This window comes from Xanthomonas bromi, assembly GCF_900092025.1.
GTDB lineage: Bacteria > Pseudomonadota > Gammaproteobacteria > Xanthomonadales > Xanthomonadaceae > Xanthomonas > Xanthomonas bromi.
Map to the genome: position 1 here is coordinate 11,143 of NZ_FLTX01000012.1, position 19,254 is coordinate 30,396.

Annotated in this window: 6 protein-coding genes; 4 read left to right on the forward strand and 2 right to left on the reverse strand. The window is 65.1% G+C overall.

Features of this window, described 5'->3' with window-relative positions; genetic code table 11:
- The first annotated feature begins 209 nt into the window (after positions 1-209).
- Complete coding sequence (locus tag XBLMG947_RS04920; protein WP_065466657.1) at positions 210-8,885, forward strand: type III secretion system effector XopAD; 8,676 nt, start codon at positions 210-212, stop codon at positions 8,883-8,885.
- 423 nt (positions 8,886-9,308) lie between these two features.
- Here XBLMG947_RS04920 and XBLMG947_RS04925 read toward each other — a convergent pair whose 3' ends face one another.
- Positions 9,309-11,123, reverse strand: coding sequence for a GspE/PulE family protein (locus XBLMG947_RS04925; protein WP_065466658.1), 1,815 nt, complete (start codon positions 11,121-11,123; stop codon positions 9,309-9,311).
- An 89-nt stretch (positions 11,124-11,212) separates the two neighbouring features.
- Between XBLMG947_RS04925 and glyQ the strand changes: the two genes are divergently transcribed.
- From glyQ to XBLMG947_RS04940, 3 genes are all read left to right on the forward strand, one after another.
- A complete protein-coding gene (glyQ, locus tag XBLMG947_RS04930) occupies positions 11,213-12,121 on the forward strand; it encodes a glycine--tRNA ligase subunit alpha (protein WP_065466659.1) in 909 nt (302 codons plus the stop codon).
- 291 nt (positions 12,122-12,412) lie between these two features.
- Positions 12,413-14,653, forward strand: a complete 2,241-nt coding sequence (gene glyS / locus XBLMG947_RS04935; RefSeq protein ID WP_065466660.1) for a glycine--tRNA ligase subunit beta — start codon at positions 12,413-12,415, stop codon at positions 14,651-14,653.
- Complete coding sequence (locus XBLMG947_RS04940; RefSeq protein WP_065466661.1) at positions 14,653-16,242, forward strand: tetratricopeptide repeat-containing sulfotransferase family protein; 1,590 nt, start codon at positions 14,653-14,655, stop codon at positions 16,240-16,242. The genes glyS and XBLMG947_RS04940 overlap by 1 nt, the downstream gene beginning before the upstream one ends.
- A gap of 240 nt (positions 16,243-16,482) precedes the next feature.
- Here the strand turns inward: XBLMG947_RS04940 and XBLMG947_RS04945 are convergent, their stop codons facing one another.
- Positions 16,483-19,182 (reverse strand): TonB-dependent receptor domain-containing protein, encoded by a 2,700-nt coding sequence (locus XBLMG947_RS04945; RefSeq protein ID WP_181093129.1) that lies wholly within the window; start codon positions 19,180-19,182, stop codon positions 16,483-16,485.
- Positions 19,183-19,254: the final 72 nt, after the last annotated feature.

The window sequence follows — 19,254 nt, forward strand, 5'->3', positions numbered from 1 at the left end:
TGTAAAAAAACATCGAATCGCGCCTAACCACCCGGAGACTGCGCTTGACGGCTGCGGAGCACGTCGCCGTGCCGGCGTGCTGCATCCCAGGCGTTCAATCCATGCGATGTGTTGAGGGCCATTGGCCAACTCGCAGCGGGCGTCGCACACGTCGTCGATGCTTCGTGTTGAGGAAGTCGCTCGCGGGCAGATTGACCAAAATTCTGGGTATGAAAACTCATGCCCGCAATCCAAATTCGTTACGCACAAGCTTGCCTTACACCCATGAAGAAAAGCCTGGTCCGGCAGAGGATCAGGCAGCAGCCAGCACCAGGGACAATCGGCACCCCCTTGGACGGCCGCCGAATAAACAGCGGCGGGTAGAGTCGAATGAATCTGGGGCGTCGATGCGAGATAGGAAGCCCTTGTCCGTGAATGAACCCACTGGAGCCAGCGAAGGCGCATGGGATCGACGCTTCGCGCAATCGGTCACCGGCTCGCACCGGCGCGATGATTCCACCGACCGGCATGGCATGGCACCTGATCGGCGCCCCGGCAAAGAGCCCGCTGGCGTCAGCATCGCCTCGTCGCATCGTCGGGCACAACGACCGACGCAGCAGGGCGTGGAGGCGAGGGTAAAGCTTCGATCGATCGAACAGCAATCCGACCGAATCCTAGGAAAACGACTGCGCGAAGAGCAAGAACCCGAGCGGCAGTCAAAGCGGCCTGTCGATGGCAGGAGGCTAAAGACAGCCGAGCTGCGCAGGGCCGAAGATCATCTTGACGCGGCGACACAAAAACGCCTGAACGCGCAGCGACAGCAACAGCGGCGACAGTTGAGTGAGCCCCATGGAATCGCTCGGAACCATAACGCGGGCCTGTGCGTGTCCATGGCATACGACAACGAGCTGGCGCATCGCATGCGTGGCGGGATGGCTTTGCCCTTCCTGGAAGAGGGTGTCAACGCGCAGATCAACGCGCAGCGGCTCGATAAATACCTTCAACTGATTGCCAATGCAGGGCGCGGCAGAGTGGCAGGCACGATGCGCCGCGATCTCGATCGTTGCACCGAGCTCGCAGCGCAATATCTCTACGAGACCGGGTGGTTCGAAGGTGCATCGCTGGCGCAGCTGGCGCATGTGGGCAACAAGTTGAGCAAGCACCCGCACCAGCCGGCGTGCACGGAGGCAATCGCGTGGATCGCCGCACAGCTCACTCAGGCCGATGATCTGGTGGGGCTGGGTGGCTACCCGTCAGTTCTGCTCCTGAACGCCTTCTCCAAGCATATCGACAGCGGCAGGTGTGAACGCGCGGCAGCGCGTTTGGCGCGTCACCTGCAACGTGACGACAACGCCCGACAGTCTCTGCAAGCGCAGAACATTAGCCTGGCACTCAATGCCTTCAGCAAGTGGTCCGATAACCCGGACTGCAAGGCGATGGCGCACCGGTTTGCCGCGCTTGTCGCCAGCGACAAGCGCCTGCGTTCTGCCATGGATGCCCAGAGCGTGGCGACCGCGCTCAACGCCCTGAGCAAATGGCCCGACACCGATGTCTGTGCGGCTGCCGTCAGCGCGCTGGCCGAGCGGTTGGCCGACGAGCGCAGGCTGCGCAAGGACCTGAAGCCGCAAGAACTGACCAACGCGCTCAACGCCCTGAGCAAATGGCCCGACACGGATGTCTGTGCGGCGGCCGCCAGTGTGCTGGCCGAACGGTTGGTCGACGATCCCGGCTTGCGCAAGGCCCTCGAACCTATCAACGTGACTCAGGCGCTCAACGCGCTGAGCAAATGGCCCGACACGACGGTCTGTGAGGCGGCCGCCAGCGCACTGGCCGAGCGGCTGGCCGACGAACCCCAGTTGCGCGAGGGCCTGAGCCGGCAAGGCGTGTCCAATGTACTCAACGCCCTGAGTAAATGGCCCGACAACGAGGTCTGTGCGGCCGCCGTCAGTGCGCTGGCAGGGCGGGTCGCCGACGATCCCGAGCTGCGCAAGGACCTGGACCCGCAAGGCGTGTCCAACGTGCTCAACGCGCTGAGCAAATGGCCCGACGTCACGGTCTGTGCGGCTGCCGCCAGTACGCTGGCCGAGCGATTGGTCGACGATCCCCAGTTGTGCATGGATCTGGACCCGCAAGGCATCGCCAACGTGCTCAACGCCCTGAGCAAATGGCCGGATACGCCGATCTGTAGGCAGGCCGCTAGCGCGCTGGCCGGGCGGCTGGCCGACGATCCCGAGTTGTGCAAGGCCCTCCATTCGATCAACGTGGCCCAAGCGCTGGATGCCCTGAGCAAATGGCCCGGCACGACGGTTTGTGCGGACGCCGCCAGCGCGCTGGCCGAGCGGCTGGCCGACGATCCCAGGTTGCGCAAGGGCCTCAAGCTGCAAGAAGTGGTCATCGCGTTGCATTCCCTGAGCAAATGGCCTGGCACGACGGTCTGCGCGGAGGCCGCCAGCGCGCTGGCCCAGCGGCTGGTCGACGATCCCGCTTTGTGCAAGGCCTTCGAAGCGCTCCAAGTTGTCACCTCGCTCAAAGCCTTGAGCAAATGGCCTGACAAGGAGGTCTGTGCGGTCGCCGCCAGCGCACTGGCCGAGCGGCTGGCCACCGAGCCCCAGTTGCGCAAGGACCTGGACCGGCAAGGTGTGGTCATCGTGCTCAACGCCGTGAGCAAATGGCCCGGCACCACGGTCTGTGCGGCGGCCGCCCATGCGCTGGCCGAGCGGCTGGCCGCCGAGCCCCAGTTGCGCAAGGCGCTTGACGCAATAGACGTAACCAACATCTTGAATGCCCTGAGTAAATGGCCGGGCACCGGTGTCTGTGCGGAAGCCGCCCGCATGCTGGCGGCGCGCCTGGTCGACGATCCCCTGTTACGCAAGGCCCTCAATGCACTGGACGTGGCCAACGCGTTGAATGCCTTGAGTAAATGGCCGGGCACCGATGTCTGTATAGCGGCCGCCAGTGCGCTGGCCAAACGGTTGGCCGAGGATCCCGGGTTATGCAAGGATCTCAATGCATTAGACGTGTCCAACGCGCTCAATGCCCTGAGCAAATGGCCCCGCACGACGGTCTGTGCGGCGGCCGCCCATGCGCTGTCCAAGCGGCTGGCGGACGATCCCGGGTTGCGCAAGGCCTTCGAGGCGCCGCAAGTGTCCATCGCGCTCAACGCCCTGTGCAAATGGCCCGACAACGCGGTCTGTGAGGCCGCCGCCAGTGCGCTGGCCGAGCGTCTGATACGCGAGCCCGATTTGCGCGACGCGCTCAAGCCGCAAGAAGTGAGCAACGCGCTTAACGCGCTGAGCAAATGGCCCGACAACACGGTCTGTGGGGACGCCGCCAGCGCGCTGGCCGCACACGTGGCCGACGATCCCAGGTTGCGCAAGGCCTTCGACGTGCAGCAAATGGTCACCACGCTCAACGCCCTGAGCAAATGGCCCGACAACGCGGTCTGTGGGGCCGCCGTCGGCACGCTGGCTGAGCGGTTGGCCGACGATCCCGAGTTACGCAACGCCCTGACCGCGCATGAAGTGGCCACCGTGCTCAACGCCCTGAGCAAATGGCCCAGCACGCCGGTCTGTGCGGCCGTCGCCACTGCGCTGGCCAAGCGCTTGGCCAACGATCCCGAGTTACGCAACGCCCTGACCGCGCACGAGGTGGCCACCGTGCTCAACGCCCTGAGCAAATGGCCCAACACGCCGGTCTGTGCGGCCGCCTCCAGCGCGCTGGTCAAGCGGCTGGCCGACGAGTCCGACTTGCGCAAGGCGCTCGACTCTTGCAACGTGACCCAAGTGCTCAACGCCTTGAGCAAATGGCCGGACACGCCGGTCTGCGCGGCGGCCGCCAGTGCGCTGGCCGGGCGGCTGGCCGACGAGTCCGACTTGCGCAAGGCCCTGGACCCGAGAGGCATGGCCAATGCGCTCAACGCCTTGAGCAAATGGCCGGACACGCCGGTCTGCGCGGTGGCCGCCAGTGCACTGGCCGCACGGCTGGCCGACGATCCTGGGTTGCGCAAGGAACTGAAGCCGCAAGAACTGACCAACGCGCTCAACGCCCTGAGCAAATGGCCGGACACGCCGGTCTGCGCGGCGGCCGCCAGCGCGCTGGCCGAGCGGCTGACCGACGATGCCGGCTTGCGCAACGCCCTCGACCCTATCAACGTGGCCCAAGCGCTCAACGCCCTGAGCAAATGGTCCGGTACGCTGGCCTGCGAGACGGCCAGCGACCTCTTGGCTGCGAAGCTGACCAACGAACCCGGCCTGCGTAAGGCCCTGGACGCGCAAGGGGTGGCCATCGCGCTCAACGCGCTGAGCAAAGGTCTCGACAGGCCGATGTGCCAGTCGGCATTCGTGCTGCTCGCCGAGCGCGCAGGCTCGACCGAGCTGCCCTGGCGGCAGTTCGAGATGCGTGGGATCGCGATGGTGGCCAACGCGATGTCCCGCCTGCTGCACCTGGACGATGAGCACAATGAGCACGATGAGCAGGTCCTGACGTTGGGTGTCGCCAAGCTGCAGGCGATGGCCGGGCACCTGGACCTGCACCGTGAGCGGTTCGCTTCCGCCTCGGCCGCAGATATCGGGGTGTTCTTCAAGGCCCTTGCGGCGGCGCGGCTTAACCGACAGATGCGTCCGCTGGGGCAGCCAGCGCTGGAGCGGGTGTCGGTCCTGGTCGGGGAGGATGGATTACGCCAGACCAGCCTTGAGGGGATCGGCAGCCTGTGCCTGGGACTGTTGCCGTTTATCCGCAGTCCGGAGCTGACCCCACGCCATCGGGTCCAAGCATTGCGCCTGTTCGATACGCTGCAGCCCATCGTCGCGCGCAAGACCGACCTGTACTTGAGCGGCGGTGGCGCGCCCGCCTCGGCCGACATCGAACAGCACGCAACACGCTGCCCGGCGCTGACCTTCTACCAGATGCTCAAAGCCTACGCGGTGGTGAGCCGGCAATGGAGACCGCGCAATCTTGACGGCCCACGGCGGGAACTGCGTCAGCGCCGCGACGAACTGGTGCAATGGGTGGACCTGACGCTGGCGCGCACACGCCAGGCGATCGAGGCGGACCTTGGCGAGATGAGCTGGAACCTGATCGCCCAGATCGAGGCCGGCGACCAGGTGTTCGACGCCCTGGACCTGCGCATGGCCAAGGACGCGCCGACGATTACCCAGGCCCATCCACCGACCCGCTTTGACCTGGAGAGTGGGCGCTCGAGCATGTCCACGGTTCCCGGCCGGCCGGCGGCGCCGGCGCCCGGCCGCGGCAGCACGACCCATGTGGTGGTCGATCTGCTGGGCAAGGAACTGTCGACCAACCAGTCCGAATCGGACAAGCCGTACACCCTGTTTACGCGTCTGACCGGCCTCCCGCTGGTGGAGGTGCAGCTGCCTGGGGAGATTTCGACCTTCATGCTCGCACGGACGTTCAACTACAACGGTGAGCCCTGGCGCTTTGACATGCTAGGCGGCAGCCGCGCCGCGCGCAGCAAATCCGGTAGCAACAGCCTCGTGCCGTCTCAAAGGAAGGAATCGGGGTCGCTGCTGCCGGCGTTCCGCTATGCCGACACTGCCCCGGGTAGCAGCCTGATGCAGCTGGCCGCCAAGCTCGCTCCGCAACGCGAGGACTGGTCGCGCATGCAGCGCTCGCTGCTGGAGATGGTGCCCAGTGACCATGTCGTGGAGGGCACGCTGCGCCTGGGTGTGTTCGATGACGTCGAGGGCCCGGCGCATCCGTTCAAGCCGTTGGCCGTGGATGGCACTGCCCTGGCGTTGTGCCCCAACGATGGCTGCGGCTTCCTGAAATTGGAGGTGGCCTTGTCGATCCCGGCCTTCCGCAAGCATTACGATGCCTGGCACGCAGTGCAGGCGAACCAGGCGACCCAGCAGCAACGCGATCTGGTTGCCAAGGACAAGGGTCCTTCGATGATGCCAGCGCAGGCGCTGCAGCATTACCCGCGCGATAAGGATGCACTGGAAGAGGCGCACGCGGTGATGCAGGACCAGCTCGAGGCGCTGCAGCCCACAGGCGATGACCCCCTGTGGTTGTACAAGCGGCTCATCGGCGGCGGCTACCGGGGCCAGCGGGTCCGGGCGGTGCCCTCCGCCGACGACAAGGTCCATCTGCCGCAGCAGCGCAGCCAGGCTTTCGACGTCGCGGGCGGCCCGTTGCTGCTTGGCAAACCCCCCTACGACAAGGAAAATCTACTGCCGGTGCCGGAGCAACGTATCGCCACCGCGGCCAAGGGCGACGCCACCGCCGCGTTCCTCTCCCGGTCTTTCGGCATCCAATACAGCTATACCGGCTTCGACGATCGTTCCGGCATCGATCCGCAAATGCTGCACAGCAAGGGCATGCTGGTTGTGGTGCCGGAGCAGCAGTGGCCGGCCGAGTTTGCCGACACCGACCTGGCCTGCTCCAAGGAAGATCTGAAGACGCTGTCGTGCTGGACGAGCGGCCGCGACCGCGGTGCCTTGCCGCGCGACATCCTCAGCACCGGCAGCCTGCGGCTCAAGGACATCGTGGAGCCTGGGCGCCTGGGCGCACTGCCGATCGACGAATTGCGCAAACGCAACATGGACACCGACGGCGACGATGCCTTCGTCTACGCAGGCTATCCCAAGCTGGCCGCGCTGATTTCGCGGGTGATGGTGGATCGCCAGGCCCGGCGCGGTCGGCAACAGTCGTTTAAACCGCCGAAGACGGCCACGCCGGCCATCGACCCGGTCAGCGGCCACTACCAGCCCGGGCGACTGTCGGAGATCATGTCCCTCAAGCGCGGTCAGCGCATCACCTCGGCGGCCGCCACGCTGGCGTCGCGCTTCATGGGGCAACCGGACGAGCTGCGCGAGGCGATGGCGCGCGACATGATGTTCGGCACCTACGATGGCATCGAGCGCGAGTTGCGCAACGGTTTGCGGCAGGTGCTCGAAGAGCAGGCCCGCGATCCCCAGGTGTTGGCGACGCTGCGCGTCCAGGCGCGCGAGGCGATCGAACGCGCGCATTCGCCCGAGGCGCGCGAAGCCGCCGCGTTGCTGCACACGCAGCTGCTTGCGCTTGGGCCGGATTCGGCCGCCGGCAGCGCCGCGCCGGCGTTGTCGGAGGCCCTGGCCGAGGCGTTTCCCGGTCTGGCCGAAGCCTACGCGGCCGCCTCTGGCGTGGAGGCGCGCATCCACGCCATCCTGGACAACTATCCGGTCTGCCGGCTCTCGCATGCGCAGTTCCCGGATGGGCAACCCGGGCTCATCCCCGGCGAGCCGGAACTGACCATGCGCAACCTGTTCACCATGGCGATCAAGGTCGGCACCGATGCGCTGAAGTCCGACACCGGCACGGCGCTGTTCGCCAAGATCGTGGAGGCCTGCGAACGGTCCGAGCGGCGTTTCGCCGAGCGGGTCCGCGTCGTGCCGTACAGCAGGGGGACCGCCCGGGCCATGCAGGAAGGGCGCTTCGATCCCGAACAGACCAAGGCCCTGCTGCAACGCATGCCGTCGATGGCCGCTGGCGTCATGGAAGATGCGCTCGACGCGCTACAGCAGGCAGGCTGGATCGACGCGCCGCAGATCCCAGCCGAGCGTCTGCGTGCCGTCCAGCCAGAGGACATTGCGCTGAAGGCGCAGGCCTTGTCGACGCGTGCCCGCCAGATGGAGCCCCAGGTCACCGACATGCTCAGGCGCGTTGCCGCGCGGCATGGTGGGCAACTGGCTGGCACAGAGCATCAACTGAAGTCGTACAGCTCGTTGCAGGAGAAGCTCAGGCAGCGGATGGCGCTGAAAAAGCAGACGCTGGAAGAAGCGGCGGCTGGCGTCAACGACGCGCTGCGTTACAGCGTGGTTCTGGAACCGGAGGACTTTACCGCTGGCCTGCGCGCTGCGCTGGCCACGCTGGACGATCAGGGCCATGCACGGGTCAAGCTGACCAATCAATTCACCAAGTACCCGCCCTCCTTCAAGGCCATCAATGTCACGCTGCGCAGCCCTGACGGTGCGCTGTGGGAGATCCAGTTCCACACGCCGGAGACCTTCGAGCTCAAGGAGCGCTTCCACGATCTGTACAAGCACACATATGAGCTGGCGCTTGGCGGCGCTTCGCGGGCCGAGCAGCGCAAGCTGCAGGCGCCTGCGCTGGAGGCATTCAAGCGCGTGGCTGCGCCCCCAGGGTGCAAGGAGATCGACGACTGGCAGGAAGAGACCGTGCCGACGTTGGCAAGCGCGACGCCGGCGCTCGCCGCCGAGCAGATTCCCGTCACTGCAGGCGCATCGCCGGCATACAGCGTGTTCAACATCGCCGCAGTCAAGCAAGCGTCGCTGACGCCGGTACTCAGCACGCTGGCCGACCACGTGGGCGCGCGGCTGTGGGGGAACGTGCGCTACAACGCGACCGATGGCCGCATCGAGCAGATGCAGCATGCCCCGTTCCAAAAATCGGTGGCATCGATCAAGGACCAGATGCGGCGCCATCTGCAAGCCGGCATGACCGCCGAACAGGCCAGCCAGGCCGTGGGCGATGCGCTGCGTTATGCGCTTGTGCTGCCTTCCGACGATTTCGTGGCCAAGGTGCTGGCGGCACAGGATGCGCTGGGTCGGCAAGGAATGACGTGCGTGAAGCTGAAAAATTACTTTACCTCGGGAGACGGCACCTACAGCGGCATCAATGCCAGCTTCACCGATGCCGAGGGCTATGCGTTTGAAGTGCAGTTTCACACTGCCCAGAGCTTCAAAGCCAAGGCGCAAACGCACCTGGCATACAAGCGGGTGCAGTTGGCACAGAACAGACTTGCCAAGGAGAAGCAAAAACGTCCGCCCGACCCCGTCAGGCAGGCAAAACTGACGCATGAGATCGCAGGGCATCGAGAAGCGATGCACGCGATGACGTCGAACGTACGCAAGCCCGCGGGCATCGAGCGTCTGGGGGATCGTGCATAAACATCCATCAACCACCCGAGACGTAGGCAACTGCGGCGATCAAGAAGAGCGAACTGCGAGCCGGACGACATCTCCACCATGAAGGCATGAGCGCCGAGTGCCACTGGTGCGGGAACATCAGGCGCGTGCGGCTCGCAATCGCGGGCGAGTGTGTCGATCGCCGTCATGGCGATCGACCGGGTGGCGTACGAGAACGGCGTGGAAACCGGATGCGTTGCTGCGTGCATACCCACCGACAACCTGTGCCTGAGCGAAAACGAGCGATCGGCAGGGATCGGTCGCGCTGTCAGCAGAGAATTTTCTAACCAATCCCTCCCGGCCCTCGATGCCTCGCGGCGTCGAGGATTCGCCCACGGGCCATGCACGTGCGTGCCGGCTGCGAAAAACGCGCAAGCGGCCTACGCATCAGGACGGAGGACGCGTTTATTCCCGAGGCGGCAACACCGACAGCACTTCTTCGATGGTGGTCAGCCCGGCGGCGACCTTCTCCAGCCCGGTGCGGCGCAGCGTGCGCAGGCCTTCGCCGCGGGCGGCGTGGCTGAAGCTGGCAAGTTCCGTGTCGGGGCGGATCAGGGTGCGCAGGCGCGGGGTGACCGGCAGCAGCTCGTACAGGCCCACCCGGCCCAGGTAGCCGGTGCGGCGGCACTCCAGGCAACCGACCGGTGCGTGCACGTTGAGCGCCTCCGGCAGCGCTTCGCCCGGCTCGCGGATCGCCGCCCAGTCGTCGTCGCTGAGCGTATGCGGGCGCTTGCAGTGCACGCACAGGGTGCGCACCAGCCGCTGCGCCAGCACGCCGTTGAGCGTGGACGCCACCAGGTAATGCGGCACGCCCAGATCCAGCAGACGCGTGATCGCCGACGCCGCATCGTTGGTGTGCAGCGTCGACAACACCAGATGCCCGGTGAGCGAGGCCTGCACCGCCATCTGTGCGGTTTCCAGGTCGCGGATTTCGCCGATCATGATGATGTCCGGGTCCTGCCGCAGCAGCGTGCGCACGCCGCTGGCAAAATCCAGGTCGATGTTCTGCTGGACCTGCATCTGGTTGAATTCCGGCGCGATCATTTCGATCGGGTCTTCCACGCTGCACACGTTCACGTCCGGCGTGGCCAGGCGCTTGAGCGTGGAATACAGCGTGGTGGTCTTGCCCGAGCCGGTGGGGCCGGTGACCAGCACGATGCCGTGCGGGCGCTCCACCAGCGCGCTCCAGCCGGCGGCCTCTTCGGGGCTGAAACCGAGCTGCTCGATGCTCTTGAACGCCGAATCCGGGTCGAAGATACGCATCACGCACTTCTCGCCGAACGCGGTGGGCATCGTCGACAAACGCATTTCCACCTCGCGCCCGCCCGGCGAGCGGGTCTTGATGCGGCCGTCCTGCGGGCGGCGGCGTTCGGCCAGGTCCATGCGGCCGAGCACCTTGATGCGGCTGACCACGGCGGTCATCACCGACGGCGGCACTTCCAGCACCTTGTGCAGCACGCCATCGATGCGAAAGCGCATGCGCCCGGCCTCGCGGCGCGGCTCCAGGTGGATGTCGCTGGCGCGCTGCTCGTAGGCGTACTGCAACAGCCAGTCGACGATATGCACGATGTGGTGATCGTCGGCGTTGACGTCGCCGGCGCGGCCCAGTTCCACCAACTGTTCGAAGCTGGGCAGGCCGACGTTGGATTCGGTGCTGCGCGCATCGCTGCGCGCACCGCGCACCGACTGGGTGACGCCGAAGAACTCCATCGTGTAGCGATGCAGGTCCAGCGGGTTGATCAGCGCCAGCTCGATGCGGCGCCGGCTTAAGTGCTGCACGTCGGCCAGCCAGTCCAGCGCCAGCGGCTCGCTGGTGGCGATCAGCACGCGCTCGGCATCCAGCGCCAACGGCAGGATGCGATGGCGGCGCGCATAGGCGTGCGAGACCACGCCGGTAACGGCGGCGACATCGATGCGGGTGGGATCGATGCGCAGATAGCGCAGCCCGGTGCGGGTGGCCAGCCATTCGGTGAGCCGTTCCAGGCCCAGTTCGCCGGCCGGCGGCTGCGCCGCGTGCAATTTCAGATTGGCCAGCAGCACCAGCGGGTGCACTTCGCTGACATTACGCACGCCGGTGGCGGAAAACTGCACGCGCTCGTGTTCGTGCGGCACCACCATGCCGTCGGCCAGCAGGGCGGCGGCCACCGGGTCGAACATCAACCGGCCGCGCGGCAGGATCGTCGCTGCGCTGTCCGGGTCGGCGTTGCGCCGCTGTTCCATGCGTGTGGTCCCCTGCGGCAATCGCCCGCGGCAAAGCGCTGCGGGTGGGCCGGTATACTAGCGCACCCCTTCCGCACGGCCCTTGCTGCATGTCCGATTCCCGCCGCGTTCCAATCACGTTCCAGGGCTTGATCCAGACCCTCAACCAGTACTGGGCCGAGCAAGGCTGTGTGCTGATCCAGCCGCTGGACCTGGAAGTGGGTGCGGGCACGTTCCACCCGGCCACGTTCCTGCGCGCGCTGGGCCCGGAGCCGTGGAATGCGGCCTATGTGCAGCCCTCGCGTCGCCCCACCGATGGCCGCTACGGCGAAAACCCCAATCGCCTGCAGCGTTATTACCAGTACCAGGTGGCGATGAAGCCCAACCCGGACAACATCCAGGACCTGTACCTGGGCTCGCTCAAGGCGCTGGGCATCGATCCGCTGGTGCACGACCTGCGTTTCGTCGAAGACAACTGGGAATCGCCCACGCTCGGCGCCTGGGGCCTGGGCTGGGAAGTCTGGCTCAACGGCATGGAAGTCACCCAGTTCACCTACTTCCAGCAGGCTGGCGGCCTGGAGTGCAAGCCGGTGCTCGGCGAGATCACCTACGGCCTGGAACGGCTGTGCATGTACCTGCAGAGCTGCGACAACGTCTACGAACTGGTGTGGACCTACGGCCCGGACGGCGCCGCAGTGACGTACGGGGATGTGTACCACCAGAACGAGGTGGAGCAGAGCACCTACAACTTCGAACACGCGAATGTGGCCGAGCTGTTCCATCGTTTCGACGCCTGCGAGGCCGAGGCCAAGCAGCTGGTCGAGGTCGGCCTGCCGCTGCCGGCGTATGAGCAGGTGACCAAGGCCAGCCACGCCTTCAACCTGCTGGATGCGCGCCGCGCGATCAGCGTGACCGAGCGCCAGCGCTACATCCTGCGCGTGCGCGCGCTGGCCCAGGGCGTGGCGCAGGCGTATTACGCGCAGCGCGAGAAGCTGGGGTTTCCTGGGGTGAAAAAGTAACCAGAGCCCCTCTCCTGCGGGAGAGGGGGTGGGGTGAGGGTACGAGGCGCAGCCCTCATGCACCCAAACTCCACCAGGCTTCGCCCGTACCCTCATCCGCCCCTTCGGGGCACCCTCTCCCGCAGGGAGAAGGACCAAAAGCCCCTCTCCCGCCGGGAGGGGGGTTGGGGTGAGGGTACGGGGCGCAGCCCTCATGCACCCAACTCCACACAGCTTCGCCCGTACCCTCATCCGCCCCTTCGGGGCACCTTCTCCCGACGGGAGAAGGGAACACGTAAAGGTCCATGTCATATGAGCGAACAACTTCCCCTGCTGATCGAACTGGGCACCGAAGAGCTGCCGGTCAAGGCGCTGCCGGGTCTGGCGCAGGCCTTTTTCGATGGCGTGCTGAGCGGTCTGGAAAAGCGCGGCGTTGCGGTCACCCGCGGCGATGCCAAGCCGCTGTCCACCCCGCGCCGTCTGGCGGTGCTGTTGCCGGGCGTGGCCACCGAGCAGCCGGAGCAGCGCTCGGAAGTGTTGGGGCCGTATCTCAACATCGCGCTCGACGCCGCAGGCCAACCGACCAAGGCACTGGCCGGCTTTGCCGCCAAGGCCGGCATCGAGTGGACCGCGCTGGAGCGCACCAGCGATGCCAAGGGCGAGCGTTTCGTGCACCGTGCGGTGACGCCGGGTGCGCGTACCGCCGCGCTGCTGCCGGAGATCCTGCGCGAGGCCATCGCCGCCATGCCGATCCCCAAGCCGATGCGCTGGGGCGCGCACGAATATGCGTTCGCGCGACCGGTGCAGTGGCTGGTGCTGCTGTTCGGCAACGAGGTGATTCCGGCCGAATTGCTGGGCGTGCGTGGCGGCCGCGTCAGCCGCGGCCATCGCTTCATGCATGAGGGCGAGGTGTCGTTGGCAGCGCCGGGCGAGTACATCGATGCGCTGCGCGCCGCGCATGTGCTGGCGGATGCCGATGCACGTCGCGCGCGCATCGTCGAAGAGGTCGAAGCGGCCGCCAAGCAGGCCGGCGGCAGCGCGCGCATCAGCGACGACAACCTGGAGCAGGTGGTCAATCTGGTGGAATGGCCGTCGGCGGTGCTGTGCAGTTTCGAACGCGAGTTCCTGGCGGTGCCGCAGGAGGCGTTGATCGAAACCATGGAGGTCAACCAGAAATTCTTCCCGGTGCTGGACGATGGCGGCAAGTTGACCGAACAGTTCATCGGCATTGCCAATATCGTTTCCCGGGACGTGGCCGAAGTGGCCAAGGGCTACGAGCGCGTGATCCGCCCGCGCTTTGCCGACGCCAAGTTCTTCTTCGACGAAGACCTCAAGCAGGGGTTGGAAGCGATGGGCGAAGGCCTCGCCAGCGTCACGTATCAGGCCAAGCTGGGCAGCGTGGCCGACAAGGTGGCGCGCGTGGCGGCGCTGGCCGAGATAATTGCCCCGCAAGTGGGTGCCGACCCGGTGCAGGCATGTCGTGCCGTGGAACTGGCCAAGAACGATCTGCAATCGCGCATGGTCAACGAATTCCCGGAATTGCAGGGCATTGCCGGGCGCCATTACGCCAAGGCCGCTGGCGAGCCCAGTGAAATCTCGTTGGCGATCGATGAGGCCTACCAACCGCGTTTTGCCGGCGATGACATTGCGTTGTCGCCGTTGGGCAAGGTGCTGGCGATTGCCGAACGTCTGGACACCCTGGCCGGTGGATTTGCCGCAGGGTTGAAGCCCACCGGTAACAAGGATCCGTTTGCGTTGCGGCGTAATGCGTTGGGGTTGGCGCGAACAGTGATTGAGTCGGGGTTCGACTTTGACCTCAAGAAATTGCTTGCCGAGGCCAGAAATCAGATCAATCTGCACGCAAGCGCCCGTGACTTACTCAAGACAGAAGCTGCGCTAGCAAAGGCCAGAGAAGCTGGTGCCACGGTGCCGCAACCTGTCGAAAAAGATGCAAAAAGTGCGTTGGCGCAGACTAGCCAAGACGATGAAATCTTCGACTTCATCCTCGACCGCCTACGCGGCTACTACGCCGACAAGGGCGTACCGGCAACGCACTTCAACGCCGTCGCAGCCTTGTTCTCCGTCGGGCCCGAAGGCGCTACTGCACCGCACGGCGTAGCAGCGCACCTGGGCGCGACCCACGGCTCCCTCTACGACTTCGACCGCCGCATCGAAGCCATCGGCATCTTCGCCACCTTGCCCGAGACCGAAGCCTTGGCCGCAGCCAACAAGCGCATCCGCAATATCCTGCGCAAGGTCGAGAGCGAAATCCCCGGCGATATCGACACCACGCTGCTGCGCGAACCGGCCGAAGAAGCGCTGGCAGAAGCGGTGGAAGCGGCCATCGGCGACACCGGCGATGCCTTGCAACGCCACGATTACGTCGCCGTGCTCGCACGCCTGGCCCGCCTGCGCCCGCAGGTCGATGCGTTCTTCGACGGCGTGATGGTCAATGCCGACGACCCGCAGCTGCGTGCCAACCGCCTGGCCCTGCTGAAGAAGCTCGGCGACCGCCTGGGCAGCGTCGCGGCCATTGAGCATCTGTCCAGCTGATGGCAGCGACCGCCGGGGCGCTGCACTGGCAGACCGCCCAGGCCGCGTTGGCACGTCGCGACCTGGGCGTGGCGGCGTCTGCATTGCAGGCGCTGCTGGATGTCGAACCGACGCATGTGTCTGCGCGCGTATTGCTGGCCGGCACCGTGTTGGCCAACGGCCGCATGCGTGATGCGGTAGCGCAACTGCAGCTGGCCGCACGCGATGTTGGCGACGACGTGGCGATGCGTTGCCGTGTGGCGCAGGCCTTGTTGCGCGTGGGCGAGCATCGCGCACTGCACGCGCTGCTGCGCCATCCCTCGGTGATGCAGTGCCGCGACGGCGCGACCTTGGCCTTGCTCGCCCACGTGCACCAATCCCTGGGCGAACACGTCGACGCCTTGGCGATGATGCGGCGCGCGCAGGCGGGTGGATTCGATGGCCCGGACTTCCGTTTTTTTCTTGCGGTGCAATTGCAGTTCAACGGTCGCCTGGATGACGCCGCGCAGGCGTTGGAGCATGCGCTGGCAGACATGCCCGGCTACGGCCGCGCAGCCTTGACGCGTGCGCGGCTGCGCCGTCAGACCGCCAGCAACAACCATGTCGCGCAATTACGCCAGCAGTTGCAGCTCTCCAAACCCGAGAGCGAAGATCGCGCCGGGCTGGCGTTTGCGTTGTACAAGGAGCTGGAAGATCTCGGCGACACCGATGCCGCCTGGGACGCGCTGCAGCATGGCAATGCGGTGATGCATGCACGTCTGCGCCACGATGCGGACGCCGAAGCAGCGCTGTACGCGCAACTGGGTGCGTTGGCTGCGCAAGGTGTGTTCGCCGCGCCGCCCACCGGCACCGTGCAAGGCGCGCAGCCAATCTTCGTGCTTGGCCTGCCGCGCTCGGGCACCACGGTGCTGGAGCGGATGCTGGGCAATCATTCGCAGATCGTCTCGGCGGGCGAGTTGAACGACTTCGGCCATCAATTGCGCTGGGGGGCGGACCAGGCCGGTCGCAGCTTGCTCGATGCAGACCTGTTGCGGGCGTTTCCCACGCTGGATTACGCGCGAATCGGCCAGCGCTATCTGGAGCAGACGCAATGGCGCGCCGGCGCGGCGCACTGGTATATCGATAAATTGCCGGCCAACGCGGTAGCGATCGGTGCGATCGCACGCGCGCTTCCCAATGCGTTGATCGTGCATCTGGTGCGCGAACCGATGGCGGTGTGCTTTTCCAATTACCGCGCGCTGTTCGGCGATTCGTATGCCTACAGCTACGACCTGCACACGCTGGCGCGTCACTACCAGGCGTATCACGGGTTGATGGCGCAATGGCGCGCGGCCTTGCCGGGCCGGGTAATCGATGTGGACTACGCGCAGATGGTGCGTGACCCATCCACGGTATTGCAGCAGTTGATGGCTCGTTGCGGCTTGGACATCGAGCCTGGGCAGATCGACATCACGCGCAATGCGGCAGCGTCGGCAACGCTGAGCAGCGTGCAGGTGCGCGAGGGCGTGCACAGTCGCAATGTGGACGAATGGCGGCGCTATGCTTCCCAGCTGGAACCGTTGCGGCAGGCGTTGTCAGAGGCCGGCCTGATCGACGTGGGCTCGCTGTAACGCAGTCAGCCGATTTGCGGCGGCGCACCAGATGCGCTGCGAGCGCTTTTCAATCTCTTTGTCCGATGCTCACCGATGCCTTTGGGCTCGGGTGCAGCAGATGGCTTAGCCGAGCCCTCCCGCGCAACGTCATGAGCGCTGCGGCATGCACGGCGAGCAACCACGCCGCAGAGGCGTTACAAGCCCAAAAACGCCAGCGGCAGCCGGATGGCTGCCGCTGGATCACGCTTGTGCAGGAAGTTAGTGCGCGCCGAAGCGCCAGTTCAATTCCAGCATGTAGGAACGGCCATAGCCGGTGTAGTTGAAGATGTTGTAGTACGGGTAGGCGTTGTAAGTGCGATCACGCGGTGGGCGGGTATTGGCGACATTGTTGACCGTCGCGGTCAGCGAGATGTCGTCGCTGACCGCGTAGTCCAGCGTTGCATTGAACGTGGTCCACGCGCCGACCTTGCGTGCACCTTCCACCGCATAGCCATCGGTACTCTGCTGCGCAAGAAGGTTCGGTGTGCGGCCGTAGCGCTGGCCGAACAAGGTGGTCGTCCACGCATCCTTCTGCCAGGTTACCGATGCATTGGTGATGCTGCGGAACTCGGACGAGAAGAAGGGTTCATTGAGCAGATCGCGTACCGGGTCTTGTGGGAATTGCTGGCTTTTGTGCTTGAGGGTCAGGTTGTACTGGGCGTCGAACACGAACAGGCCCCAGGATTCGGTGGCCAGATTGTAGGCCGCCTTGGTGAGTACGCCGGAGATTTCCTCATTGGAAATGTTGACCGGATTGATGCGAATGCTGCTCAGGCGATTGGGCACCGGTGCATCGGCCGCCGTGCGATCGATCCGCGACAGCGCATCCACGCAGGTGGGCGAGCTGATGTCCAGGCTACCCAGGCGGCACGCCGATTCGGTCTGCAGCAAGTTGTCGGTGCTGAGATCGCTGACCTTCTGGTCGATCTTGATGTTGTAGTAGTCGGCATTGACGCTGAAGCGTGTGCTCGGCGACCACACCGCGCCAGCGCCCCAGGACTTGGCCGTGATCGACTTCAGCTCCGGATTGCCGGCCCGACGGCCCTGGATGCCGCTGCCGGCATAGGTGCAGTCGGTAATCGGTACGCCGGGTTCTTCAACCGCACAGCGGTAGTAGTCATTGACGCTCTGGAAGAACCCGCTGTCGCCAGCGAACGAGAACGCCATGTCCGGTGCCTTGAACGCAGTGGCGTAGTTGCCGCGGAACAGCAGCGAATCGGTCGGGCGGAACTCCAGTGCGGCCTTGTAGGTGAACTTGGAATCGCCACCGCCGCCCTGGTTCTTGTAGTCGTCGTAGCGCCCGGACAGGTTGGCCGTGAGGGTGCTCAGGATCGGCACCCGCATTTCGAAGGCCGCCGCCCAGTTCTCGCGCTTGCCGCTGCCCTGGGTGCCGGTCAGCTGGTAGAAGTCGCCGGCGATCACACGCGGGTCGGTCGGGTTGGTCCAGTACTGATTGCCGGCCTGCAACACGCCGGCAATGCCGACCGCACCGGCCGGCATGTTGAACAACTCGGTGTTGGTCAGTTGCAGGTTGACGTTCTGGGTCCAGGTTCTGGACTTGGTGCGGATTTCATCGTTGAAGCTGCGGTACTGCGCCGGCGTCAATGCGCGATAGAAGTTGGCATCGTTGGGCGAATAGACCGGATAGCCGTAATACTCGCCTTGCGGTGCGCCGAGAAACTGTTCGCGGAAGAAGTCTTCGATGCGGTCGGTCAGCGGCCATTGCTGGCGGCTTTCGATGCGGTACTCCGAGCGCGCGTAATAGGTATCGTAGGTCCAGTTGCTGGCCCCCAGGCCACCCTTCAGGCCAACTGCGATGTTGTAGGAATCGGCGGTCTGTCGATTATTGTTGAAATTCAGATTGCCGGTTTCTTCCGGTGCAAAGACGCGCTGATACCCTTCCAGTTGCTTGCTGTCCTGGTTGTAGAACAGGCCGCCCGTATCGACTGAGCTCTGCCAGAATCGTGATCCGCTGTTGACCTCGACCTTGGTGCGGTTGAGCAACAGGGTCGAATACAGTTCGGCATTGTCGTTGAATGCATAATTCAGGTTGGCATAGCCGCTGGCGCTGCGCTCCTTGTTGAGGATGCTGGCGTAGCCCGGCTCGGTGCGGCTGCTGCAGAAGTTGCCGCGGTTGGGGCGGTTGTCGTATTGCACCGAGCCATTGAACAGCGCGCCCAACGCAGCGCAGTTGTCCGCGCCTGGATCGACATAGGTCGCCGGAGGGCCGGAAAGGTTATGCAGCGCGATGCGCGAGCCGTAACGCAGCGTCGGGTCCGGATTGTCGCTGGTGGAATCGAAATCGCGGCGCTGATAGCCGTAGATCGGATCCTGATTGTCGAGTTGCAGGCCCCACACGATGTCGGCACCGCCGATCTCGTTGCCGCCGGTGAGCTGAAAGCGCTGGTTGTTGCCGCCACCGCCGTCGTAGGTGCCCATGCGGTAATTCATCTGTACGCCGTCCATGCGCTTTTTCAGGATGATGTTGACCACCCCGGCGATGGCGCTGGAGCCGTAGATCGAAGACTGGTTACCGGGTGCCACGTCGATGCGCTCGACCATGCCCACCGGCACGCTGGCCAGATCGACGAAGTTGCTCTGGCCGTTGTAGAGCAGCGGGTAGTCGGCCATCGGCCGGCCATCGATCAGTACCAGGGTGAAACCAGGATCCAGGCCGAGCAGGCTCAGCGACTTGGCGCCCGCAGTAAATCCATTGCTGAACTGACCATCCTGGACCGAGCCGGTCGCCATCGGCTGCGAGCGCAACACGTCATAGACGTCCTTGAAGCCGCGGCGCTGGATGTCCTGGGACGTGATCGAAAACACCGGGGTTGCGGTTTCGATCTGGGAGCGGGGAATCAATGACCCTGTCACGGTGACCTTGTCCAACTGGGTCACTCCGCCCTGATCCTGTGCCATCGCAAGCGATGGCATCGTCAGGGCGGCGCATACGGCGGTAACCAGCAAACGACGCTTCATGAAACGAACCTC

What these genes read in the sequence shown, in the direction of transcription:
- XBLMG947_RS04920 (WP_065466657.1), top strand. Translation starts at nt 210, where the DNA reads ATGAAAACTCATGCCCGCAATCCAAATTCGTTACGCACAAGCTTGCCT.
- XBLMG947_RS04925 (WP_065466658.1), bottom strand. Translation starts at nt 11,123, where the DNA reads ATGGAACAGCGGCGCAACGCCGACCCGGACAGCGCAGCGACGATCCTG.
- glyQ (WP_065466659.1), top strand. Translation starts at nt 11,213, where the DNA reads ATGTCCGATTCCCGCCGCGTTCCAATCACGTTCCAGGGCTTGATCCAG.
- glyS (WP_065466660.1), top strand. Translation starts at nt 12,413, where the DNA reads ATGAGCGAACAACTTCCCCTGCTGATCGAACTGGGCACCGAAGAGCTG.
- XBLMG947_RS04940 (WP_065466661.1), top strand. Translation starts at nt 14,653, where the DNA reads ATGGCAGCGACCGCCGGGGCGCTGCACTGGCAGACCGCCCAGGCCGCG.
- XBLMG947_RS04945 (WP_181093129.1), bottom strand. Translation starts at nt 19,182, where the DNA reads ATGGCACAGGATCAGGGCGGAGTGACCCAGTTGGACAAGGTCACCGTG.